23 protein-coding genes are annotated in these 23,999 nt (G+C 65.3%); 16 read left to right on the top strand and 7 right to left on the bottom strand.

The genetic code is table 11. The features are described from left to right. Window position 1 precedes the first annotated feature (1 nt). From pcnB to K6G35_RS13240, 6 genes are all read left to right on the top strand, one after another. Window positions 2–1,591, top strand: coding sequence for a polynucleotide adenylyltransferase PcnB (gene pcnB, locus K6G35_RS13215; RefSeq protein ID WP_008641978.1), 1,590 nt, complete (start codon window positions 2–4; stop codon window positions 1,589–1,591). Window position 1,592: 1 nt separating this feature from the next. Then, on the top strand, window positions 1,593–2,114 hold the full coding sequence (gene folK, locus K6G35_RS13220) for a 2-amino-4-hydroxy-6-hydroxymethyldihydropteridine diphosphokinase (RefSeq protein ID WP_008641977.1): 522 nt from the start codon (window positions 1,593–1,595) through the stop codon (window positions 2,112–2,114). Between the two features lie 23 nt (window positions 2,115–2,137). Continuing rightward, a complete protein-coding gene (locus K6G35_RS13225; RefSeq protein ID WP_008641975.1) occupies window positions 2,138–2,779 on the top strand; it encodes a deoxynucleoside kinase in 642 nt (213 codons plus the stop codon). Between the two features lie 135 nt (window positions 2,780–2,914). Next, entirely contained in the window at window positions 2,915–3,736 is an 822-nt protein-coding gene (panB, locus tag K6G35_RS13230) for a 3-methyl-2-oxobutanoate hydroxymethyltransferase (RefSeq protein ID WP_008641973.1), read from the top strand. A gap of 7 nt (window positions 3,737–3,743) precedes the next feature. Beyond that, window positions 3,744–4,442, top strand: coding sequence for an ABC transporter permease (locus tag K6G35_RS13235; protein WP_035884662.1), 699 nt, complete (start codon window positions 3,744–3,746; stop codon window positions 4,440–4,442). Next, window positions 4,439–5,128 carry an ATP-binding cassette domain-containing protein gene (locus tag K6G35_RS13240; protein ID WP_008641968.1) on the top strand — a complete coding sequence of 230 codons (690 nt, stop codon included), beginning with the start codon at window positions 4,439–4,441 and terminating at the stop codon, window positions 5,126–5,128. The genes K6G35_RS13235 and K6G35_RS13240 overlap by 4 nt, the downstream gene beginning before the upstream one ends. 30 nt (window positions 5,129–5,158) lie before the next feature. On the opposite strand, the gene pabB is transcribed toward K6G35_RS13240, so the two are convergent. The 4 genes from pabB to K6G35_RS13260 form a co-directional block, all read right to left on the bottom strand. Further along, window positions 5,159–7,054 (bottom strand): aminodeoxychorismate synthase component I, encoded by a 1,896-nt coding sequence (gene pabB, locus K6G35_RS13245; protein ID WP_495675818.1) that lies wholly within the window; start codon window positions 7,052–7,054, stop codon window positions 5,159–5,161. Between the two features lie 83 nt (window positions 7,055–7,137). After that, window positions 7,138–8,280, bottom strand: coding sequence for a molecular chaperone DnaJ (gene dnaJ / locus K6G35_RS13250; protein ID WP_035884660.1), 1,143 nt, complete (start codon window positions 8,278–8,280; stop codon window positions 7,138–7,140). 174 nt (window positions 8,281–8,454) lie between these two features. After that, window positions 8,455–10,401, bottom strand: a complete 1,947-nt coding sequence (gene dnaK / locus K6G35_RS13255; protein ID WP_008641962.1) for a molecular chaperone DnaK — start codon at window positions 10,399–10,401, stop codon at window positions 8,455–8,457. Between the two features lie 161 nt (window positions 10,402–10,562). Next, window positions 10,563–11,117, bottom strand: a complete 555-nt coding sequence (locus K6G35_RS13260; protein WP_008641958.1) for a cob(I)yrinic acid a,c-diamide adenosyltransferase — start codon at window positions 11,115–11,117, stop codon at window positions 10,563–10,565. Window positions 11,118–11,318: 201 nt separating this feature from the next. On the opposite strand from K6G35_RS13260, the gene K6G35_RS13265 reads away from it, so the two are divergent. The 10 genes from K6G35_RS13265 (at window position 11,319) to K6G35_RS13310 (ending at window position 21,212) form a co-directional block, all read left to right on the top strand. Continuing rightward, window positions 11,319–12,737 (top strand): FAD-binding oxidoreductase, encoded by a 1,419-nt coding sequence (locus tag K6G35_RS13265; RefSeq protein ID WP_008641956.1) that lies wholly within the window; start codon window positions 11,319–11,321, stop codon window positions 12,735–12,737. Between the two features lie 10 nt (window positions 12,738–12,747). Next, window positions 12,748–13,638 (top strand): LysR substrate-binding domain-containing protein, encoded by an 891-nt coding sequence (locus K6G35_RS13270; RefSeq protein WP_008641954.1) that lies wholly within the window; start codon window positions 12,748–12,750, stop codon window positions 13,636–13,638. A gap of 213 nt (window positions 13,639–13,851) precedes the next feature. Then, on the top strand, window positions 13,852–15,354 hold the full coding sequence (locus K6G35_RS13275; RefSeq protein ID WP_008641953.1) for an FAD-linked oxidase C-terminal domain-containing protein: 1,503 nt from the start codon (window positions 13,852–13,854) through the stop codon (window positions 15,352–15,354). A gap of 52 nt (window positions 15,355–15,406) precedes the next feature. After that, window positions 15,407–16,330, top strand: a complete 924-nt coding sequence (locus K6G35_RS13280) for an ion transporter (protein WP_495675819.1) — start codon at window positions 15,407–15,409, stop codon at window positions 16,328–16,330. A 32-nt stretch (window positions 16,331–16,362) separates the two neighbouring features. Beyond that, window positions 16,363–17,466, top strand: coding sequence for a glycolate oxidase subunit GlcE (glcE, locus tag K6G35_RS13285; protein WP_495675820.1), 1,104 nt, complete (start codon window positions 16,363–16,365; stop codon window positions 17,464–17,466). A gap of 50 nt (window positions 17,467–17,516) precedes the next feature. Next, window positions 17,517–18,788, top strand: coding sequence for a glycolate oxidase subunit GlcF (gene glcF, locus K6G35_RS13290; RefSeq protein ID WP_008641948.1), 1,272 nt, complete (start codon window positions 17,517–17,519; stop codon window positions 18,786–18,788). A gap of 137 nt (window positions 18,789–18,925) precedes the next feature. Further along, the gene (locus tag K6G35_RS13295; RefSeq protein WP_008641946.1) at window positions 18,926–19,312 is read left to right on the top strand and encodes a CidA/LrgA family protein; all 387 of its coding nucleotides are present in this window, start codon (window positions 18,926–18,928) and stop codon (window positions 19,310–19,312) included. After that, on the top strand, window positions 19,309–20,034 hold the full coding sequence (locus tag K6G35_RS13300; protein WP_008641945.1) for an LrgB family protein: 726 nt from the start codon (window positions 19,309–19,311) through the stop codon (window positions 20,032–20,034). The genes K6G35_RS13295 and K6G35_RS13300 overlap by 4 nt, the downstream gene beginning before the upstream one ends. A gap of 85 nt (window positions 20,035–20,119) precedes the next feature. Then, window positions 20,120–20,500: a VOC family protein gene (locus K6G35_RS13305; RefSeq protein ID WP_008641944.1), complete on the top strand. Its 381-nt coding sequence runs from the start codon at window positions 20,120–20,122 to the stop codon at window positions 20,498–20,500. Window positions 20,501–20,519: 19 nt separating this feature from the next. Next, entirely contained in the window at window positions 20,520–21,212 is a 693-nt protein-coding gene (locus K6G35_RS13310) for a helix-turn-helix transcriptional regulator (protein WP_495675821.1), read from the top strand. Between the two features lie 26 nt (window positions 21,213–21,238). Here K6G35_RS13310 and K6G35_RS13315 read toward each other — a convergent pair whose 3' ends face one another. From K6G35_RS13315 to K6G35_RS13325, 3 genes are read right to left on the bottom strand one after another with little or no spacing between them, the layout of a single operon-like run. Next, window positions 21,239–21,733, bottom strand: a complete 495-nt coding sequence (locus K6G35_RS13315; RefSeq protein ID WP_495675822.1) for a glutathione peroxidase — start codon at window positions 21,731–21,733, stop codon at window positions 21,239–21,241. Window positions 21,734–21,788: 55 nt separating this feature from the next. Continuing rightward, the gene (locus K6G35_RS13320) at window positions 21,789–22,928 is read right to left on the bottom strand and encodes a PilT/PilU family type 4a pilus ATPase (protein WP_495676350.1); all 1,140 of its coding nucleotides are present in this window, start codon (window positions 22,926–22,928) and stop codon (window positions 21,789–21,791) included. Between the two features lie 17 nt (window positions 22,929–22,945). After that, window positions 22,946–23,989, bottom strand: coding sequence for a type IV pilus twitching motility protein PilT (locus tag K6G35_RS13325; protein WP_008641940.1), 1,044 nt, complete (start codon window positions 23,987–23,989; stop codon window positions 22,946–22,948). Between the last annotated feature and the right edge of the window lie 10 nt (window positions 23,990–23,999).

The following is a 23,999-nucleotide window of genomic DNA, read 5'->3' on the forward strand; positions in this document are numbered from 1 at the left end:
AGTGATCAAAAAGCTCATCAACCGGCTGCTTGGCAAGCCGGGGCCCAAGCAGCGCCGCACCGGACGCGCCCATGCGGCGCGCGTCGTCGGCGTTGACGAACACCGGATCGACCCGGCGCTGATCTCGCGCAACGCGGTCAAGGTGACCTCCACCCTGCAGCAGGCCGGCTACCAGGCCTTCATCGTGGGTGGCGCCGTGCGCGACCTGCTGCTCGGCATCAAGCCGAAGGACTTCGACGTGGCAACCAATGCCACGCCCGAGCAGGTGCAGGCGCTGTTCCGCCGCTCACGCATCATCGGCCGACGCTTCCAGATCGTTCACGTCACGTTCTACGGCGGCCGCGAGCAGGAAATCATCGAAGTCTCGACCTTCCGCGCGCTGGTCGACGCCGTCGCCAGCGAGACGCTGCCCGAAGGCCGCCGCCTCAAGCGCGCGGAACTCGACAGCAAGACCCACGCGATCGACGCCAGCGGCCGCGTGCTGCGCGACAACGTCTGGGGCACGCAGGCCGAGGACGCGGAACGCCGCGACTTCACGATCAACGCGATGTACTACGATCCGGCCGCGCAGACCGTGCATGACTACCATCACGGCATGGAAGACATTCGCGCGCGCACGCTGCGCATGATCGGCGACCCGGTCACGCGCTATCGCGAGGACCCCGTGCGCATGCTGCGCGTGGTGCGTTTTGCGGCCAAGACGGGCTTTTCGATCGACGACCACACGCGCGAGCCGATCGTCGGCCTGGCCTCGCTGATCCACAACGTGCCCAGCGCGCGCCTGTTCGACGAAATGCTCAAGCTGCTGATGTCCGGCCATGCGTGGGCCTCGCTGCAGGAACTGCGCAAGGCGGGCCTGCACAAGGGCCTGCTGCCGCTGCTGGACGTCGCGCTGGAACAACCGATGGGCCAGCGCTTCGTGCAGCTCGCCCTCGACAACACCGACCGCCGCGTGCAGGCGGGCAAGCCGGTTTCGCCGGGCTTCCTGTTCGCATCGCTGCTCTGGCACCACGTGCTGCAGCGCTGGAACAAGCTGCGCGAGCAAGGCGAGCACCCGATCGCCGCGCTCAACACCGCGATGGATCAGGTGCTGGAAAAGCAGACCGGCCAGCTTGCGATCCAGCGCCGCTTTGTCACCGACATGCGCGATATCTGGGGGATGCAGCCGCGTTTCGAGAAGCGCGTCGGTCGCATGCCGTTCCGCCTGCTGGAATCGCCTCGCTTCCGCGCTGGCTACGATTTCCTGCAACTGCGCTGCGAAGCCGGTGAACAGGCGGCCGAAATGGGCCAGTGGTGGACCGACTTCCAGAACGCGTCCCCCGATCAGCGCGAAGCGATGATCGAGGCCGCGCGCCCAGCCCGTTCCAGGGGTGGCAAGGGTGGCCAGGGCGGCCAGGGTGGACAGAGCGGCGCAAACGAACCGGAAGCTGGCGAAGGCGCGGAAGGAGCGGAAGGCGATGCGCCGGCCCGCAAACGGCGTCGCCGACGCAGTCCGCGGAAATCAGATAAAGTGTCTTCCCGCAGCGAGGCGGATTCGGCAGAAGGAGGTCAGGCCGTCGCACAATCCCGCCGCGCCCAGCCGGAGGAATAACATGACGCTCGCCTTCATCGGCATCGGCGCCAATCTTGGTGATGCACGCCAGGCAGTAAAAGACGCCATCGTGTGCCTGGCCCAGCAGGTCGGCATCACGGTGGTCGCCAAGTCGTCGTTCTATCGCACCGCACCAGTCGACGCCACAGGCGCTGACTACTTCAACGCGGTGGTGAAGATCGAGACGCCGTTCACGGCAGCGCAGCTCCTGCGTATCTGCCACCACATCGAAGACCAGTTCGGCCGGGAACGGCCGTTCCGGAACGCGCCGCGCACGCTCGACCTGGATCTGCTGCTGTTCGGCGCGGAGTCGATCAATACCGAAGTGCTGACCGTTCCGCATCCGCGCATCACCGAGCGTGCGTTCGTGCTGGTGCCGCTGGTCGAGCTCGATCCCGAGATCGAGATTCCTGGAGTGGGCCGCGCGGCCGGTTTCCTGCCGGACGTGCAGGAACAGCGCATCGAGAAGTTTTCCTCATGCAAATGCTCGCGCATGAAGGAAGGCGACGGCGCGCAGCCATGAGCGCGCCACGCCGCGGCTGACACATGCTCGATCATCTGCGTCGTATCGTCATCGAAGGCCCGGTCGGCTCCGGCAAGGCCGCGCTGGCCCAGCGCCTGGCGCGCCATCTCCAGGCGGGCGAACTGCCCGACGGCGCGCGCAACAACCCCTTCCTCGAACGCTTCTACCGCGAACCACAGCGCTATGCGCTGGCGATGCAGCTCGCCTGCCTGAACCAGCGCGTAACCCAGCTCCAGCAGTGGCATTCGGCGATGCTGGCCGGCCAGCGCATGATCGGCAACTTCCTGTTCGCGCGCGACCGTGTCTACGCTTCGCTGACACTCGACACCGACGAACTCGCGCTCTACGACGCGCTGGCGGCACGCCTGCAAGCGCCGGCGCAGCGCGTGGATCTGGTCATCATGCTACAGGCCACGCCTTCGTTGCTGCGTGAGCGAATCGCGCGGCGCGGCCTGCCCGGCGAGAGCGGTATTGACGACCAATATCTGCAGCGGCTCACCGATGCTTATGGCGAGTTGTTCCACCGCTACGACGAAGCCCCCGTGCTGATCGTCGATACCGCACATTTCAACCCGGTAGACAACGACGTTGATTTCCGTACACTACTGTCGCGCATCGAGAACATGCGAGGCCGCAGGGCCTTTCTGAATCTCGTAGCGTCCTGAGTCGTCCCGAGCGCCTGTCGGGCCGTTTCCACACGTGAAGCGGCTTTCGCCAGGCAGCACAACACACGAAAAAGACAGCGGTCGACCCTGGCAATTCGATGCACGGGTCCGAACCGATCAACCACGGGTACTGCCATGAGTTACCTCCTCGATCCCTCCCGCAAGACCGTTACCATCCCCAAACTGCAGGCCATGCGTGAAGCCGGCGAAAAGATCGCCATGCTCACCGCCTACGATTCCAGCTTCTCCGCGCTGCTCGATCTCTGCGGCGTGGAAGTGATCCTGGTCGGCGATTCGCTCGGCAACGTGATGCAGGGCCAGCAGACCACGCTGCCCGTCACGCTCGAGCACATGGTCTATCACACCGAATGCGTGTCGCGCGGCAACCAGACCGCGCTGCTCGTGTCCGACCTGCCGTTCGGCACGTATCCGACCCCCGAGAAGACCTTCGAAAGCGCAGCCGCGCTGATGCGTGCCGGCGCGCAGATGGTGAAGCTCGAAGGCGGTGACTGGCTGGCGCCGACGGTGAAGTTCCTGGTCGAGCGCAGCATTCCGGTATGCGCGCACATCGGGCTGACGCCGCAATCGGTACACGCGCTCGGCGGCTTCAAGGTGCAGGGCAAGACCGACGAGAGCGCCGCGCAGCTGAAGCGTGACGCGCTGGCGCTGCAGCAGGCCGGCGCGCAGCTGATCGTCATGGAGGCCGTGCCGGCCAAGCTCGCCGGCGAAGTGACTGCGCAACTCTCCATCCCGACCATCGGTATCGGCGCTGGCGTCGATTGCTCGGGCCAGGTGCTGGTGCTGCAGGACATGATCAACATCTACCCGGGCCGCAAGGCCAAGTTCGTGCGCAACTTCATGGAGGGACAGACCTCGATCGAAGCGGCGATCCGGGCCTATGTGGCTGCGGTGAAGGACGGCAGCTTCCCGGCCGTCGAGCATACGTTCTCGGCCTGAACGCCGCGTGGAGATCGGCGCCGCCACGCTCGAAGCATTCCGCCTGCTGGGCAGCGGCGACGGCGCCTTGTGGTTCATTGTCTGGACTTCGCTGATGGTGGCCGGGCTGGGACTGGCACTCGCCACGGTGCCGGCCATCGGCGCGGCCTACCTGATCGCCACGCAGCAATTTCCTGGCCGGCGCGCCGTCGTGGTCGTCGCCCAGGCATTTCTCTCGTTCCCGACCGTGCTGGTCGGCCTGATTCTCTACCTGCTGTTCACGCGCCAGGGGCCGTTGGGCGGCTTCTCGCTGTTGTTCACACCCGCAGGCATGGTGATCGGCCAAGCCGTGATCGCCTTCCCCGTCATCCTGGCGTTCGCGTTATCCACGCTGCAGTCGGCCGATCCACGTCTGCGTGAGACAGCGTGGGTGCTCGGCGCAGGACGCTGGCAGACCTGCATGACCGTGCTGCGCGAACTGCGTTTTGGCCTGATGGCCGCAGTGGTCGCGGGTTTCGGCCGCGTGATTGCCGAGGTCGGTTCAGCGCTGATGATTGGCGGCAATATCGAAGGCGCCACACGCACGATCACCACGGCCATCGCGCTGGAAACGAGCAAGGGCGAATTCGCCGAAGGCATCGCATTGGGCATCGTGCTCGTGGCACTGGCGCTGATCGTCAATGTGCTGATGGCCTGGTTGCAGGGCGCCGGAGGTTTTCGCCGATGAGCACGCGGACACCTGCCCCGCTGCTGACGGTGCGAGGATTGTCGCGGCGCGTCGGCGCGCGCAAGTTGTTCGACATCGCCGAACTGGATTTCCCGCGCGCGACGGCCATCGCGCTGACCGGTGTCAACGGCGCGGGCAAGTCCACACTGCTGCGGATAGTGGCCGGGCTCGAACCGGCGCCCGGCGCGACCGCAAGCTGGACCGATGCGAATGGCACCGCGCACACCGTGCCGCTTTCGCCGTTGCCAATGTCGCTACGCCGTCGCATCGCCTACATGCATCAGCATCCATACCTGTTCCGCACCTCAGTGCGCGAGAACATCGCCTATGGTCTGCGTCACCACGGCCTGCCACGCGACGAGATTGATCGGCGGGTGGGCGCGGCGCTGGGCTGGGCCGGCGTGGTGCACGTTCAGGACACTGCGCCCGACAAGCTATCCGGTGGAGAAATCCAGCGTGTGGCACTGGCGCGCGCGAAGGTGCTGGAACCCGATCTGCTGCTGCTCGACGAGCCGACCTCAAGCCTCGATGGTCACGCGCGCGAACAGGTCATCGCACTGATTGGCGAACTGGCCGCCGAAGGGCGAACCGTCGTAATGGTCTGTCACGACCGCGAGCTGATCAACCTGCCCGGTGTGGTGCGCTGGAAGCTCGGCGAAGGCCGGCTTGATACGCGACACAAGTAGTCGCTGTGGCAGACACCCTAGACACCTTGCTCAGATCAGGCGCGCGCGCAGCGTGCCGCGCAATGCGTTGGCGATAACGATGGCTTCGGCGCGCCGCACCATGTCGCGCGTCACGGTGGCTTCCTGCACCGGTCCGTCGATCAATGCGTCACCTTCTTCGAGCACCACGGCACGCATCACGCCCGGCAGGATGTCCGCCGAGAGTGGCGGTGTCATCCACTGGCCATCCACCTTGATGAACACCGAACTGCGGCCGCCTTCGAGCAGTTCGTCGCACGTGTTGAAGAACAGGCTATCGAATCCGCCTGCCCGCTCCGCGGCCTGCCATCCCTGATCAAACACGGCGCGCGCGCTGAGCTTGTGCCGGCGCAGCGGATCGTGAACGGGCAGGCATGTCGGTGCGATCCCGAGACCCGCGACGCCATGCGCGAGCGGAGCCAATGCCCCGCTGGCAAATACCAGCGTGCCGCGCTTGTCCACGCTCACGCGCAGGCGCCAGTCGCCATCGCCCAGTCGCGCGGCTTCAGCCTGCACCGCCGCGCGGGCTTCAGGCAAGTCCAGCGCGAAGCCGAACGCCGCCGACGAGTTCGCTAGTCGCTGCAAATGGCGCTCGCGATGTAACACTGCGCCATCGCGCGCATGCATGGTCTCGAACAACGTGAAGCCGGGGTCATGACCCGTCAGGAACCGCGCTTTCCATCCGCATTCGGCGTACTCGTCGTCGGCCACGCTATCGTGCACGATGCCACCGCCCACGCCCATCTCGGCCGCACGCAGGCCATCGGCCCCGGGCGGCGCCAGCACCAGCGTGCGGATCGCCACAGACATGCCGAAGGCGCCGACGCCAATGACTTCCGTAGTCTCATGCGATGGTGCATCGAGCCAACCGATCGCGCCCGTGTACAACCCACGTGGCGACGTCTCGAGCTCGGCGATGATCTGCATCGTGCGCCGCTTGGGCGCGCCGGTAATCGAGCCGCACGGGAACAGCGCGGTCATCAACGCTCCGAACGACGTACCCGGGCGCGCGGTCGCGGTGACTGTCGACGTCATCTGCAATACGCGGCCGAACGGTTCGACGACGAAGCGCTCGGGCACCGTCACGCTCCCGGGGACCGCCACGCGACCGAGGTCGTTGCGCAGCAGGTCGACGATCATCACGTTCTCGGCGCGGTTCTTGGCATCGGTGGCCAGTTGTTTCGCGGCGCGCGCATCCTGCTCGGCATCCCCGGAGCGCGGCGCGGTGCCCTTCATCGGACGCGCGACGAGATGTCCGTGGCCATCGTGCTCGACGAACAGTTCGGGCGATAGCGACAGCACCCAACCGTCACCGGGCAGATGCGCAAGCACGCCGAACGGCACCGGCTGTGCCGCGCGCAATGCCGCGTAGAACGCCATCGGATCGCCAAACACGCGACAGCGTAGTCGTTGCGTGAAGTTGACCTGATAGGTATCGCCCGCCTCGATGTAATCGTGGATGCGCGCGATCGCTTCCGAGTATTGCGTCCGCGTGGTGCTGGCCGTGACGTCGAGCGCGCCCGTCGGGCCTGGTTGCGCGCCAGCGGCTAGCCACTGCGCCACGCCTTCGGTATCGAGCCGGCGCAACGTGCGAAACCACAGCACACGCAGGGCGCCATCGTGAAACGGCAGCGCATTGCCGACGTGCACGGGTGCGCCGACGATCGCACCACCGAATTCGTAGGGCGCAAAGAACGCGGCGTGCAACCCGTCCCGCCAGCCGCTGGCCAGCAGCGTGTCGAGCGCCGATACGTCGGCGCCGGCCTCCAGCACGTCCTCCCGGACGAAATCGGTATAGAGACGCGAAGCCGTCACGCCAGGGCCGGCTGTGGCGTCGTCGAGCAGAACGAAGGGGGGCGAAGGGATGGGTACCACGAAGACTGGATGCGAAAACGCTGCAGTCGGCATTATCGCTGCGTTGGGCGTAAAAAAACCGGCCACGCTGGACACGTGGCCGGTTTCATCGTCCTGTTGACGGGTCGATGAGGCGATCAGCTAAAGAAGCTCTTCACCTTGTCGAGCCAGGACTGCTCCTGCGGGCTGTGACGCGAACCGCCCTCGTGCACCGAGCGGTCGAACTGGCGCAGGATGTCCTTCTGGGCCTCGGTCAGCTTGACCGGCGTCTCCACGTTCACATGCACGTAGAGGTCGCCCGGATATCCGGAACGCACACCCTTGATGCCCTTGCCGCGCAGGCGGAACGTCTTGCCGGCCTGGGTGCCTTCCGGCACCGGGAAACTGGCCCGGCCGCCCAGCGTCGGCACTTCGATATCGCCGCCCAGCGCCGCCGTGGCGAACGAGATCGGCATCTGGCAGTGCAGGTCGTCGCCGTCGCGCTCGAACACCGGGTGCTGCTTGATATGCACCTCGACGTAGAGATCGCCCGGCGGGCCGCCGTTGATGCCCGGCTCGCCGTTGCCCGACGAACGGATACGCATCCCTTCGTCGATACCGGCCGGAATCTTGACCTCGAGCGTCTTCTGCGACTTGAGCTTGCCCTGACCATGGCACTTCGTGCACGGCTTCGGGATGAACTTGCCGCTGCCGTGACACTTCGGGCAGGTCTGCTGCATCGTGAAGAAGCCCTGCGACACACGCACCTGGCCCACGCCGTTACAGGTCGGGCAGGTTTCAACCGACGAACCCGGCTCGGCGCCATTGCCGTGGCAGTGTTCGCAATCGTCCCAGTGCGGCACGCGGATCTGCGCCTCGTGGCCATGCGCGGCCTGCTCCAGCGAGATCTCCATGCTGTAGCGCAGGTCGGCGCCACGGTAGGCCTGCGGGCCGCCGCCACGGCGTCCGCCGCCGCCGGCTGCCTGGCCGAAGATGTCGCCGAAGATATCGCCGAACGCTTCCGCGAAGCCACCGCCGCCAAACCCGCCGCCGCCGAATCCACCGGCCATGTTCGGGTCCACGCCAGCGTGGCCGTATTGATCGTAAGCCGCCTTCTTCTCGGGGTCGGAGAGCATCTCGTAGGCCTCCTTGACCTCCTTGAATTTCTCCTCGGCTTCCTTGTTATCCGGATTGCGGTCCGGATGGTGCTTCATCGCGAGCTTGCGATAAGCCTTCTTGATCTCGTCGTCGCTCGCGTTCTTGCCTACCCCGAGCACTTCGTAGTAGTCACGTTTTGCCATGGTGGCTCATACCTGATTGGCCCGACGGAGCCCTTACATGCCCGCCGCGCGATAAGCAAAAAAGCCGAGCGCAGTGTCCAACCGAGGTTTGCACCTGGTGTCAGACAACCGTCGCCCGGCGTCGGGAACGGGTGGCGGCGCCGGCATCACCCGCGCCGCCACCCGCCGTCCCGATTACTTCTTGTCGTTCACTTCCTTGAACTCGGCATCCACGACGTTGTCGTCCTGCGGCTGGGCCTGCTGCTGTGCGCCGCCGGCTGCGCCGGCACCTGCCGCCGCACCTTCACCGGCCTGGGCCTGCATGTCGGCGTAGACCTTCTCGCCCAGCTTCTGGCTGACTTCGGACAGCGCATTGACCTTGGCGTCGATCTCGGCCTTGTCACCACCGCGGGCGGCATCTTCCAGGTCCTTGATCGCGGCTTCGATCTTTTCCTTCTCGCCGGCTTCGAGCTTGTCGCCGTACTCGCCCAGCGCCTTGCGCGTCGAGTGGATCAGCGCGTCGGCCTGGTTGCGGGCGTCGGCCAGCTCACGGGCGCGCTTGTCTTCCTCGGCATTGGCTTCGGCATCCTTCACCATGCGCTGGATCTCGTCTTCGGACAGACCCGAGTTCGCCTTGATCGTGATGCGGTTTTCCTTGCCGGTGGCCTTGTCCTTGGCGCCCACATGCAGAATGCCGTTGGCGTCGATGTCGAACGAGACCTCGATCTGCGGCGTGCCACGCGGTGCCGGCGCAATGCCTTCCAGGTTGAACTCGCCCAGCATCTTGTTGCCGGTGGCCATCTCGCGCTCGCCCTGGTACACCTTGATCGTCACGGCCGGCTGATTGTCGTCAGCGGTCGAGAAAACCTGTGCGTGCTTGGTCGGGATGGTCGTGTTCTTGTTGATCATCTTGGTCATCACGCCACCCAGCGTTTCGATGCCCAGCGACAACGGCGTCACGTCCAGCAGCAGCACGTCGGTACGGTCGCCCGACAGCACCGAACCCTGGATGGCGGCACCCACGGCCACGGCTTCGTCCGGGTTCACGTCCTTGCGGGCTTCCTTGCCGAAGAACTCGCGCACCTGTTCCTGCACCTTCGGCATACGGGTCATGCCGCCGACCAGGATCACGTCGTCAATGTCGCTAACCTTGACGCCTGCATCCTTGATCGCGGTACGGCACGGTTCGATCGTGCGGGTGATCAGTTCTTCCACCAGCGCTTCGAGCTTGGCGCGCGTGATCTTCAGATTCAAGTGCTTCGGACCCGAGGCATCGGCCGTGATGTACGGCAGGTTGATCTCGGTCTGCTGCGAGCTCGACAGTTCGATCTTGGCCTTTTCAGCGGCTTCCTTCAGGCGTTGCAGCGCCAGCACGTCCTTCGACAGATCGACGCCCTGTTCCTTCTTGAACTCGCCGATGATGTAGTCGATGATGCGCTGGTCGAAGTCCTCGCCACCGAGGAACGTGTCGCCGTTGGTCGACAGCACTTCGAACTGCTTTTCGCCATCCACGTCGGCGATTTCGATGATCGAGATGTCGAACGTGCCGCCGCCGAGGTCATACACGGCAATCTTGCGGTCGCCCTTCTCGTTCTTGTCCATGCCGAACGCCAGCGCTGCAGCGGTCGGTTCGTTGATGATGCGCTTGACGTCCAGCCCGGCGATGCGGCCGGCATCCTTGGTTGCCTGGCGCTGCGAGTCGTTGAAGTACGCCGGCACCGTGATCACGGCTTCGGTCACCGGCTCGCCCAGGTAGTCCTCGGCGGTCTTCTTCATCTTGCGCAGCACTTCGGCCGAAACCTGCGGCGGGGCCAGCTTCTGGTCGCGCACGCCAACCCAGGCGTCGCCGTTGTCGGCCTTGACGATCGCGTACGGCATCAGGCCGATGTCCTTCTGGACTTCCTTCTCTTCGAACTTGCGGCCGATCAGGCGCTTCACCGCGTACAGCGTGTTACGCGGGTTGGTGACGGCCTGGCGCTTGGCAGGCGCGCCAACCAGGATCTCGCCATCTTCCATGTAGGCGATGATCGACGGCGTGGTGCGTGTGCCTTCGGAGTTCTCGATGACTTTCGGCGTGTTGCCTTCCAGAATGGACACGCAGCTGTTGGTGGTACCGAGGTCGATACCGATGATCTTACCCATAGTGTTCTCTCCTATTGAGCCCCGCTTCTTGAGATCAGGGCTGCAATTCAACCTGAATGCGAAATGTGGCCATCGCGGGCCATTTCAAGGGCGAAATTCGCAAATCCGAGTAAATTTCTCGGAAAAACGAGTCAGCCTAATTAGTGGCTCATGCGTAACTTTCAGGACTCCCGCTCGCGCTGCCAGAGCACGTCGCTCCCGCCACCCACACGGTTCAGCACACGGGCCAGCACGAACAGCAGGTCTGACAGCCTGTTCAGGTACTGGCGCGGCGCCTCGTTGAGCGCTTCGGCTGCGCCCAGCTCCACAAGCGCACGTTCCGCCCGGCGGCAGACCGTACGGCAGATGTGGGCCTGCGCGGCGGGCCGGCTTCCGCCCGGCAGGATGAATTCGGCCAGCCGTGGCAGGGCGGCATTGTAATGGGCCAGCCAGTCGTCGAGCTGGGCCACCTGTGGCGCCTTGAGCAAGGTATAGCCCGGGATGGAGAGTTCACCACCCAGGTCGAACAGGTCGTGCTGGATATGGAGCAGCGCGGCGCGGACGTCCTCGGGCAGATCCGGTTCGGTCAGCAGCAGGCCGATATGGGAATTCAGCTCGTCCACGTCGCCGATCGCGACGATGCGCAGGCTGTTCTTGCCAACCCGGCTGCCGTCGCCGAGGCCCGTGGTGCCGGCGTCGCCGGTGCGCGTGGCAATTTTGGACAGGCGATTACCCATGCCGGTCTCCTTGTGGTCAGTGTTTTAGAAGTGGCGCAATTATGGACCCTCCGGGGCCCGGCAGGCCCTGCCACGTGCCGCGCGGGGCGTGTTGGAGACGCATTGGGGACGTATTGGGGACGTATGGGAGACGTGGAAGGCGACGTAGAATGGCGGCATTCCCTTGCATACAGAGCTATACGGCCCGAGCCGGAGACCCGCATGAACCACCCCACACCTGCCGCCGCCCTGGCGCGCCGGCCGTTCCCGTCGGAACTGGCCGATGCCCTCGCCGCCCGCTTCGGCGACCGCTTCACCACCTCGGCCGGCGTGCGCGAGCATCATGGCCGCGACGAATCCCCGTTCCCGCCCGAACTGCCGGACGCCGTGGTCTTTGCCCATAGCACCGAGGAAGTGGCCGAACTGGCGAAGCTCTGCAACACGCATGGCGTGCCGCTGATCCCCTACGGCGCCGGCTCCTCGCTCGAGGGCCACCTGCTGGCCGTGGCCGGCGGTATCAGCCTCGACCTGTCGCAGATGAACCGGGTGCTGGCCGTGCACCCCGAGGATCTGACCGTCACCGTCCAGCCCGGCGTCACGCGCAAACAGCTCAACCAGGAGATCAAGGACACGGGCCTGTTCTTCCCGATCGACCCGGGCGCCGATGCGTCGCTGGGTGGCATGTGCGCCACGCGCGCCTCGGGCACCAACGCGGTCCGCTACGGCACCATGCGCGAGAACGTACTGGCGCTGACCGTGGTCACGGCCGACGGCCGGGTTATCCGCACCGGCACCAATGCGCGCAAGTCGTCGGCGGGCTATGACCTGACGCGCCTGTTCGTCGGCAGCGAAGGCACGCTCGGCATCATCACCGAAGTTACGGTGCGGCTCTATCCGCAGCCGGAAGCGATCTCCGCAGCCGTCTGCGCCTTCCCGAGCATGGGCGACGCCGTGCGCGCCACCATCCAGACGATCCAGCTTGGCGTGCCCGTGGCCCGCGTGGAGTTCGTCGACGCCCTGGCAATCCGTGCGATCAACCGCCATGACAATCTGACCTTGCCGGAAACGCCCCACCTGTTCTTCGAGTTCCATGGCACCGAGGCCGGCGTGCGCGAACAGGCCGAGACCGTGCAGGACATCGCCGCCGAGCACGGTGGCCAGGGCTTCGAATGGGCCACACGGCCCGAGGACCGGTCGCGGCTCTGGAATGCCCGCCATACCGCCTATTTCGCGATGCTCCAGCTGAAGCCGGGCTGCAAATCGGTCACCACCGACGTCTGCGTGCCGATCTCGCGGCTGGCCGACTGCGTGACCGAAACCGAGCGCGATCTGAACGCGTCGTCGCTGCCTTGCCCGATCGTTGGTCACGTCGGGGACGGCAACTTCCACGTGGCGATCCTGGTGGACCCGGACAAGCCCGAGGAAATGGCCGAGGCCGAGGACATCAACCGCCGCATCGTGCAGCGCGCTCTGGCGATGGGCGGCACCTGTACCGGCGAGCACGGCGTGGGCCTGCACAAGATGGGATTTCTGGTGCAGGAGCATGGCGAGGATGCGCTCGACCTGATGCGCGCGATCAAGGATGCGCTCGATCCGAACCACATCCTGAATCCGGGCAAGATCTTCAGCGCCACGCGCTGAGCACGCGGCCATGGCATCGGTTTTCCATCGCGTCCCACCCCTGCACCTGCTGATCGCGTTCGAAGCGGCTGCCCGGCTGGGCAGCTTCGCGCGCGCTGCCGAGGAGCTGTCGGTGACGCCGAGCGCGGTCTCGCACAGGATCAAGAACCTTGAGGAACTCTGGGGCGACGACCTGTTCGTGCGCTCGAACGCCGCGCTGCGGCTGACCGCGGCCGGCACGCGCTACCAACGCAACGTGCAGGATGCGCTGAAGTCGCTCAACGAACTGGCACGCCCCGAGTACAACAAGCTGCGCACGCGGCTGCGCGTGGCGATCCCGCCGACATTCGGTCGCCAGCACCTGGTGCCGCGCCTGCCGGAGTTCACGGCGCTCTATCCGCATATCGATCTCGAACTGCACCTGGCCGTGCCGTTCCTCGACGTCAAGGCCGAGGACACCGATATCGAAATCCGCTACGGCACCGGCCGCTACCCCGACCTGAAGACCACGAAACTGCTGGTCGAGCCCGTGTTTCCGGCGTGCGGCCGCGAGTACTACGAGCGCGTGAACGGCTTTGCGGTCACCAAACCCGAGGATCTGCACAATCTGACGCTGCTGCGCAGCCCGCTGGAACCGTGGCGGCCGTGGTTCGAAACCGCCGGCCTGGACTGGCCGGAGCCGCTGACCGGCGCGCAGTTCAACGATATCGGCCTGATGCTGGAGGCGATCGTCTCGAACCAGGGCGTGGGGCTGGTGCGCCAGCGCATGGCGCGGCAGTGGCTGGCGGCGGGCCAGATGGTGAAGCTGCTCGATATCGAGTCCGTATCGCCACACGGCTACTACATCGTCGAACGCGAGCAGGCGCCGCTGATGCCCGAGGCGCGCTACTTCATCGACTGGCTGCTCGGGCTGGACTGGTAGCGGACAAGCCACTACGCTGGAAGCGGCATCGTCCGCGGCCTCGGGCATTTGCACCCGGCATGAACCTTTTTGATCGGGTCGTCGTGCCGAATTCACGTGCGCCAAGGCGCTCCCGGCGGGGTGCCTGCGCTATAGTCTGCCGTCCCGGCCCCGGTACGAGCACGCATCCACGCGGGAATCGTGCGCGTCGGCCGGTCCGTCACAGGAGTTGCCATGAACGCCCCGCAAGACGCCCAATCTGTCGCCGGTGAATCCGCGGAGACGCGACGCGCCACGCTGCTGGCCGGCCTCGCCCGCATCCTGCCCGACACGGCCGTGCTGTGGAAGGCCGAGGACACTGTGCCGTACGAGTGCGACGGTCTGGCCGCCTATCGCCAGGTTCCAGACGCCGTGGTGCTGCCCGATACCGAGGAGCAGGTCTGCGCGGTGCTGCGCCTGTGCCATGAGCTCGGCGTGCCGGTGGTGCCACGGGGCTCCGGCACCAGCCTGTCTGGCGGCGCGATGCCGATCGCCGGCGGACTGGTGCTGTCGCTGGCCAAGTTCAAGCGCATCCTGTCTCTCGATCCATATTCCCGCACAGCGGTGGTTCAGCCCGGCGTGCGCAACCTGGCGATCTCTGACGCCGCCGCCCCGCACAACCTCTACTACGCGCCCGACCCATCGTCGCAGATCGCCTGTTCGATCGGCGGCAACGTGGCCGAGAACTCGGGTGGCGTGCACTGCCTCAAGTACGGCCTGACGGTCCACAATGTGCTGCGCGTGCGCGCGGTAACGATGGAAGGCGAGGTGGTCGTGTTCGGGTCCGAGGCGCCCGACGCGCCGGGCCTCGACCTCCTGGCCGCAATGATCGGCTCCGAAGGCATGCTGGCCGTGGTCACGGAAGTCACCGTGAGGCTCATTCCCAAGCCGCAGCTCGCGCAGGTCATCATGGCCAGCTTCGATGACGTGGAGAAAGGCGGCAATGCCGTGGCCGACGTGATCGCCGCGGGCATTATCCCGGCCGGGCTGGAGATGATGGACAAGCCCGCCACGGCCGCCGTGGAGGAATTCGTCAAGGCCGGCTACGACCTCGACGCCGCCGCGATCCTGCTGTGCGAATCGGATGGCACCCCCGAGGAAGTGGCCGAGGAAATCGCCCGCATGAGCGAGGTGCTGCGCGCATCGGGCGCGACCCGCATCACGGTGTCGCAAAGCGAAGCCGAGCGCCTGCGCTTCTGGAGCGGCCGCAAGAACGCCTTCCCGGCCGCGGGCCGCATCTCGCCCGACTACTACTGCATGGACGGCACGATCCCTCGCAAGCACATCGGCACGCTGCTCAAGCGCATCGAGCAGATGGAGCACAAATACGGGTTACGCTGCATCAACGTTTTCCATGCGGGCGATGGCAATATGCACCCCCTGATCCTGTTCGATGGTGCCGATCACGACGAGTGGCAGCGCGCAGAGTTGTTCGGGTCGGACATCCTGGAGACCTGCGTGGAACTCGGCGGCACCGTGACCGGCGAGCACGGTGTGGGCGTGGAAAAGCTCAACTCGATGTGCGTGCAGTTCTCCCCGTCCGAGCGTGAGGCGTTCTTCGGGGTCAAGGCCGCATTCGATCCCGCCCGGCTGCTGAACCCGGACAAGGCAATCCCCACGCTTGCGCGCTGCGCCGAATACGGCAAGATGCACGTCAAGCGCGGCCTGCTGCCGCATCCGGACCTGCCGCGTTTCTGACACTATCCAGACGGGAAGGCGCGAGCGTCCGCAACCCTTCTCCGCCTTGCACATGTCACGATCCACACGATCCGATCAAAACGCGCGCATTCGCCAACGGCTGGGCCAACCCGAGTCGGGATGGCGCCAGCGCTGGTACACGATCATCTTCGAAGCGGACACGCGCCCGGGGCGCACGTTCGACATCGTGCTGCTGGCGGCCATCATCGCCAGCGTGGCCGTGGTCATGCTCGACAGCATCCAGGCCATTCACGCGCGCCTGGGTACGGTGTTCACCGTGCTCGAGTGGCTGTTCACGCTGCTGTTCACGACCGAATACATCATGCGGCTGAGCGTCGTGCGGCGACCGCTGCGCTACGTCTTCAGCTTCTACGGCATCATCGACTTCCTGTCGATCATTCCGACCTGGGCATCGTTCTTCGTGCCGGAACTCGCCTTCCTGATCGACGTGCGCCTGCTGAGGCTGTTGCGTGTCTTCCGGATTCTCAAGCTGACGGTCTATTTCGAGGAAGCCGAGATCCTCATGCTCGCGCTGTCCAACAGCCGCCGCAAGATCTTCGTGTTCCTGGGCACCGTATTCATCATCACGGTAATCCTGGGCACGATCATGTACGTGGTGGAAGGCCCCACGCACGGCTTCACGAGCATCCCGGTCAGCATGTACTGGGCCATCGTCACGCTTACCACCACGGGCTTCGGCGACATGGTGCCGAAGACGCCAATCGGTCAGTTCATCACGTCGATCACGATCCTGCTCGGCTACGGAATCATCGCGTTTCCGACTGGCATCGTTGGCGCGGAACTGGCTGCAAGCATCATCCGGCGCCCGCTGACCACGCGCTCGTGCGAACACTGCCTGACCGAGGGCCACGAGCCAGACGCCGCGTTCTGCAAGCACTGTGGCACCGCGTTGCCAGAGTATCGAACCGAACTGGCCACCGACCAACGCAGCGACAACGGTAGCCGATCCCGCTGACGCCCCCCAATTCCAATTACGACAACGTCCTCATGCAAGCCACTCTCGACGCCTTTCGCGATGCGATCCGCCAGGCCGGCGACACCCGCACACCGCTGCGCCTGCGCGGTGGCGGCAGCAAGGACTTCTACGGCCAGGCGTTGGCCGGCACCGTGCTCGATACGCGGGCCTATCGCGGCATCGTCGAATACGATCCCGCCGAACTCGTGATTACGGCACGCTGCGGCACGCCGCTGGCCGAGATCGAGGACGCGGTGGCGCAAAAGCGCCAAATGCTGGCCTTCGAGCCGCCGCATTTCGCGCTGCGCGGCCAGGCCAGCACGGCCACGATCGGCGGCGCGGTGGCGGCCGGGTTGTCTGGCCCGCGCCGTCAGTCGGCGGGAGCGCTGCGCGACTTCGTGCTGGGCACGCAATTGATGGACGGCCACGGCGAGATCATGCACTTCGGTGGCCAGGTGATGAAGAACGTAGCCGGCTATGACGTGTCGCGCCTGCTGGCCGGCTCGCTCGGCACGCTCGGCCTGATTCTCGAGGTCTCGCTGAAGGTGCTGCCAGTGCCGTTCGATGACGCCACGCTGCGCTTCGCGATGGGCCAGGCCGAGGCGATCGACCAGCTCAACAAATGGGGCGGCCAGCCGTTGCCGATCGCGGCGTCGGCGTGGCATGACGGATTCCTGCATGTGCGACTCAGCGGCGCAACCGCCGCGGTCTGCGCCGCGCGTGACAACCTGGGCGGCGAGGTCATCGATGCCAGTCACGCCCAGCAGTTGTGGACGGCCTTGCGCGAACAGACGCACTCGTTCTTCTCCCCGGCAAACGATGCGGGCCACGCCCTGTGGCGCATCGCCGTGCCGACGGTCTGCAAGCCGCTGGACCTGCCCGGCGCCCAGCTCGTGGAATGGGGTGGCGGCCAGCGCTGGTGGATCGCTCCGGATGACAGCGCCGCATCGGCGGATCGGGTACGCGCCGCTGCGCAGGCAGCCGGTGGTCACGCCACGCTGTTCCGCAATGGCGACAAGTCCGTTGGCGTGTTTACGCCGCTGTCATCGCCGCTGGCCGCGATCCACAAGCGGCTCAAGGACACCTTCGACCCTGCGGGTATTTTCAATCCGCAGCGCATGTACAACGGACTCTGAGTCCGCAGGCAACCCCATAGCGACCTTCGCGACCACAGCGACCCCACATCATGCAAACCACACTGGCCGATTTCCTGCGCAACACGCCCGAAGGCGAAGAGGCGAAATCCATCGTCGGCAAATGCGTGCACTGCGGTTTCTGCACGGCCACGTGCCCGACCTATCAGTTGCTCGGCGACGAACTCGACGGGCCGCGCGGCCGCATCTACCTGATGAAGCAGGTGCTCGAGGGCAACCCCGTCACGGAAAGCACGCGCCTGCATCTGGATCGCTGCCTGACCTGCCGCAATTGCGAATCCACCTGCCCGTCTGGCGTGACCTATGGTCACCTGGTGGACATCGGCCGCAAGATCGTCGATGACCGGCTGGAGGCACAAGGCATCAAGCGCCCGGCCAAGGAACGCATCGTGCGCTGGGTGCTGCGCGAAGGCCTGACGCGCCCGGCCCTGTTCGGCCCCGCCCTGAAACTCGGCCAGATCGTGCGCCCCTGGCTGCCGCAGATGCTGCGCAACAAGGTACCCGCGAGCGAGCCCGCGGCGGGCGCCTGGCCGCGCACCGAGCATCCCCGCAAGATGCTGTTGCTCGACGGCTGCGTGCAACCAGCCATGTCGCCCAACATCAATGCCGCCACGGCACGTGTGTTCGACAAACTCGGCGTACAACTGGTGGTGGCGCGGGAAGCCGGCTGTTGTGGCGCCATCCGCTTCCACAATGGTGACCATCCAGGCGGGCTCGACAATATGCGCGCGAACATCGACGCGTGGTGGCCGCATATCGAGGCCGGGGCCGAAGCGATCGTCATGACCGCGTCGGGCTGCGGCGCGATGGTCAAGGACTACGGCCACCTGCTGCGCAACGATCCGAAGTACGCATCGCGTGCCGCGCATGTATCGGCCATGACGCGCGACCTGTCGGAACTACTGCCCGACTTTACCGACGAACTGCACCGCCTGGCCGGCGCCGTGCCGCGCGATAGCCGCCGCGTGGCGTGGCATCCGCCGTGCACGCTGCAGCACGGGCAACAGATCCGCGGCAAGGTCGAAGCGCTGCTGACCCGCCTGGGTGTGGACGTACGCCTCTGCGCGGATAGCCACCTGTGTTGCGGCTCCGCCGGCACCTACTCGGTGCTGCAGCCCGAACTGTCGTACAAGCTGCGCGACGACAAGCTCGCCAAGCTGCAGGCCACCTCGCCGGAATCCATCGTCACGGCCAATATCGGCTGCATCACGCACCTGCAAAGCGGCACGGAAACGCCGGTGATGCACTGGGTCGAGCTGGTGGACCGGATGCTGGCGCCGGTGGTGGCGGCACAGGCGGCCTAAGCCACGGGTGATGGCGGTCTCCCCTCTCCCGCGAATGGGCGAGGGGAGCAGGAAGCCAATGGCAGCACTGACGTCCGGCTTGCACGCATCTTGTACGGGAGTACCATGTCGGCACATTTCGTCTCCCTACGCGCCCCATGCTTCAGACGTTTGCCATCCTGCTGGTCTTTCAGACCGTGGGCGAGGTGATCAGCTACGCGCTGCACCTGCCCGTGCCGGGTCCCGTGATCGGCATGCTCCTGCTATTCGGCTGGCTGGTCTTCGACAACCGGCTGCTGCCCGTCGTCCAGAACTCCGCGAATGAACTGCTCAAGCACCTGTCGCTGCTGTTCGTGCCGGCCGGCGTCGGCATCATGGTGCACGCGAACCGAATCGGCAGCGAATGGCTCCCCATCGTCATCGCCTTGGTGGTTTCCACCTGGGTGGCCATCGCGGTCACGGCGCTGGTCACGCGTGCGCTGATGCGCAAGCCTCCTGCTGACACTCCTGTCGACACGTCGGCGGACACGGGAGCACAGCCATGATGTCGCCACGCCTGAACGAAATCTGGGTCTACCTGGCGGCTAGTCCGCTGATCGGGCTCACCGCCACGTTGATCGCCTACGTGTTCGCATTCCGCATTTACGAGCGCGCGCGTTTCTCGCCGCTGGCCAATCCGGTAATGATCTCGGTGGCGATCCTTGTGACCGTGCTGACCGTCACGGGTACGCCGTACAAGACCTACTTCGACGGCGCGCAGTTCGTGCACTTCCTGCTCGGCCCCGCAACGGTGGCGCTTGCCGTGCCGCTCTACACACAATTGCCGAAGCTGCGCACCAACGTATTCCCCCTGCTGTGCGGCCTGGTAGCCGGTTCGTTCGCGGCCGTGGTGTCGGCGGTGGGCATTGCCTACGCACTTGGCGCGACGCCGGACGTGATTCGATCGCTTGCGCCGAAGTCGGTGACCATCCCGATCGCGATGGGGGTATCGGAAAAGATCGGTGGCCTGCCCTCGCTGACCGCGGTGCTGGTCATGGCAACCGGCATCATCGGCGCCGTCACCGCCACCGGCCTGCTTAACCTGCTGCGCGTGCGGGACTACACGGTGCGAGGCTTCGCCACGGGCGTGGCCGCGCACGGCATCGGCACGGCACGGGCATTCCAGGTCAGCCAGGAAGCCGGGGCTTTCTCGGCACTCGGAATGGGGCTGAATGGCGTACTGACGGCCATCATGGTGCCGGTGCTGGCGGCCTGGATGCCGCATTGACACCCCTGACACGCTCCTGACAGTACGCTGTCAGGAGCCCACGCGCATGATCCGTTCTCCCAACTTCGTAACGAGGAGAGCCAAGATGTCCACCCCCAACACCACCCTGGTCAACTGGCTGGAAATCCCGGTGACCGACATGCAGCGCGCGGTCCAGTTCTATGAAGCCGTGTTCGAGCATCCGCTGCGCCGCGAGACGATGGGTAAAGTCGATATGGCCGTGTTCACGCACGGCGACGGATCGGGCGCGCTGGTCCAGGGCGACCAGTACCGCGCGAGCGCGTTCTATGGTCCGGTGCCGTACCTGAACGCCCCGCAACTCGACGACGTGCTGGCACGTGTCAGCCACGCCGGCGGCCATACGCTCGAAGGGCCGGTCGACCTGCCTGACAACCTTGGGCGCTACGCGCATATCAAGGACAGCGAGGGCAACCGGATCGGCCTGCACGAGCCGGGCACCCACTAACGAGGAAAGCGAGCACCCCGTGAGCCGACGCGCCGACCGCCTGTTCCAGATCGTCCAGGTCCTGCGGGGCCGCCGCCTGACCACGGCGGCGCTGCTGGCCCAGCGCCTGGGCGTTTCCGAACGCACGGTCTATCGGGATATCCAGGCGCTGTCGCTCTCGGGCGTGCCGGTTGAAGGCGAGGCCGGCATTGGCTACCGGCTGCGGCCCGACTACGACGTGCCGCCACTGATGTTCACGTCGATGGAAGTCGAGGCCATGGTGGCCGGGTTGCGCCTGCTCAAGGCCTGGGAAGGCGGCGCGCTGGCCGCCGCCGCCGATCCCTCGCTCGAAAAACTGATGGCCGCGCTACCGCCGCAGCGGCGCGTGGCCGCGCAGCAGAGCCGCATTTTCGCGCCCGAGTACGTCAACCAGCCCGCCGTGCGCGAGGCTTTCGACATCGTGCATACGGCCATCGGCGCGCAACGCCTGCTGCGGATCGACTACAGCGACGCGCAGCAACGCGAAAGCGTGCGCGTGGTGCAACCGCTGGGCCTGTTCTTCTGGGGTAATGTCTGGCTGCTGGCGGCGTGGTGCACGACGCGCTCCGACTACCGCAGCTTCCGGCTGGACCGCTGCCGCGCCCTGACGATGCTCGACGAGCATTTCCTCGAGACGTCAGAGCGTTCGCTCAACGGATTCCTCCGCACCGTCCAATCGGACACGCAGGGATAGTCGAGCACGGAGCCCGCCGGCTTATCTCACGCCGGCTGTTCGGCGAGCAACGACTCGATATCCGCGCGGATTTCCTCGGGCTTGGTCGTGGGCGCGTAACGCTTGAAGACGGTACCGTCGCGGCGTAGCAGGAATTTGGTGAAATTCCACTTGATCGCCTGAGTACCGAGGACCCCCCGCTTCTCCGACGTCAGCCACTTGTAGAGCGGATGCGCGTCCGCGCCGTTCACGTCGATTTTCTCGAACATCGGGAACGTGACATGAAAGCGGGATTCGCAAAACGCGCCGATCTGCTCGGCGTCACCCGGCTCCTGCTTGCCAAACTGATTGCACGGAAAGCCGAGCACGTCGAAGCCGCGCGCCTGATAGGACGCCTGCAGCGTCTGCAGGCCCGCGTATTGCGGCGTGAAGCCACATTCGCTCGCGGTGTTGACGATCAGCAGCACCTTGCCGCGGTAGTCGGCCAGCGGCTGGGGCTGACCGGACAGCGAGTTGGCTTCGAACTGGTACACATTGCTCATCGTGGTCTCCTGCGGTGTATGGGGGCAGTACAGGCCGTGAGAATACCGCGTCCGCTCAGATCACGTTCAGGTGTTCGGTGCCGGCGCCAAGATCGTTGTCGCGATGGCGCTTGCTGTGGAGTTTGATCATCAGGCGCAGATCGTTGAGCGAGTCAGCGTTCTTGAGCGCGTCTTCGTACGTGATCTTCTCCGTCTCGTAGAGTTCGAACAGCGCCTGGTCGAACGAGACCATGCCCTGCTCGCGCGACTTCTTGATGACTTCCTTGAGCTCGTGGATCTCGCCCTTGAAGATCAGGTCCGCCACTAGCGGCGTGCCGATCATGATCTCCACTGCCGGCACGCGGCCCTTGCGGCCGGCGCGTGGCAGCAGGCGCTGCGAAATCATCGCCTTCAGGTTCAGCGACAGGTCGATCAGAAGCTGCTGGCGCTTTTCCTCCGGGAAGAAGTTGACGATACGGTCGATCGCCTGATTGGCGTTGTTCGCGTGCAGCGTAGCCAGGCAAAGGTGGCCCGTTTCCGCGTACTGCATCGCGTATTCCATCGTGTCGCGATCGCGGATTTCGCCGATCAGGATCACGTCCGGCGCCTGACGCAGCGTGTTCTTGAGCGCGATGTGCCACGACTCGGTGTCGATCCCCACCTCGCGCTGCGTGACGATGCAGTTCTGATGCGCGTGGACGTATTCGATCGGGTCCTCGATCGTGATGATGTGGCCGTACGAATGCGCGTTGCGGTGGTCGAGCATGGCCGCCAGCGAGGTCGACTTGCCCGAGCCAGTGGCGCCGGTGACGATCACCAGACCGCGCTTGGACATCACGATCTCATGCAGCGCCGGCGGCAGGTCCAGGTCTTCGACCGAGGGAATGCGCGTGTTGATGGTCCGCAGCACCATGCCCGCGCGGCCTTGCTGGATGAAGGCCGAGACACGGAAACGTCCGACGTCCGGCACGGCGATCGCGAAATTGCATTCGCGGGTGTCCTCGAACTCCTTGGTCTGGCGCTCGTTCATGATCGAACACACCAGGGTAAGCGCGTGGGTCGGGTTCAACGGCTGCTGGGAGACCGGCGTGATCTTCCCGTCGACCTTGACGGCCGGAGGAAACTCCGCGGTGATGAACAGATCGGAGCCACGGTTCTTGACCATCAGCCCCAGCATTTCGTTGATGTACTTTGCAGCGGATTCGCGGTCGAGCATGGTCATTCCCTTCCCCCTTAACCCATGAAGGCGTCGGGATTCTTCGCAATCGCCCGCGCGTCGCTGTAGTTGATCATGCCCCGCTTGATCAGGTCGCTCAGGCACTGGTCCAGCGTCTGCATGCCCAGGCCGCTCGACGTCTGCATCATCGAGTACATCTGCGCGATCTTGTTTTCGCGGATCAGGTGGCGAATCGCAGGCGTGGCGATCATGATTTCATGCGCCGCCGTCCGACCGTTGCCGTCGCGTGTCTTGAGCAGCGTCTGCGAGATCACGGCCTCGAGCGACTCCGACAGCATGGTTCGCACCATGTCCTTTTCTTCCGGCGGGAACACGTCGACCACACGGTCGATCGTCTTGGCGGCCGAACTCGTGTGCAGCGTGGCGAAAACCAGGTGACCGGTTTCCGCGGCGGTCAACGCCAGGCGGATCGTTTCCAGGTCACGCAATTCGCCCACCAGAACCACGTCCGGATCCTCGCGCAGTGCCGAGCGCAGCGCGTTGGCGAACGAATGGGTATGAGGGCCAAGCTCGCGCTGGTTGATCAGACTCTTCTTGGACTGATGCACGAATTCGATTGGATCCTCCACCGTGAGGATGTGACCCATGTCGTTGTCGTTGCGGTGGTCGACCATCGCGGCGAGCGTGGTCGACTTGCCAGAGCCCGTGGGCCCGGTGACCAGCACCAGGCCACGCGGCTTCATGCACAGATCGGCGAACACGGCGGGCGCGCGCAGGTCCTCGAGCGTCAGGACCTTCGACGGAATCGTCCGGAACACCGCGGCCGCGCCGCGCTGGGTGGTATAGGCGTTGACCCGGAAACGGGACAGACCAGAGATCTCGAAGGAGAAATCGACCTCAAGGCGCTCTTCGTAAGACTTGCGCTGAACGTCGCTCATGATGTCGTACACCATGGCGTGGACGTCCTTGTGCGTCATTGCCGCGACGTTGATGCGGCGCATATCCCCGTGAATACGCACCATCGGCGGCATGTCAGCCGAGAGGTGGAGATCGGATGCCTTGTTCTTGACCGCAAAAGCCAATAGCTGCGCGATGTCCATCTATAATGAC

Source organism: Cupriavidus sp. HY129 (assembly GCF_059492215.1).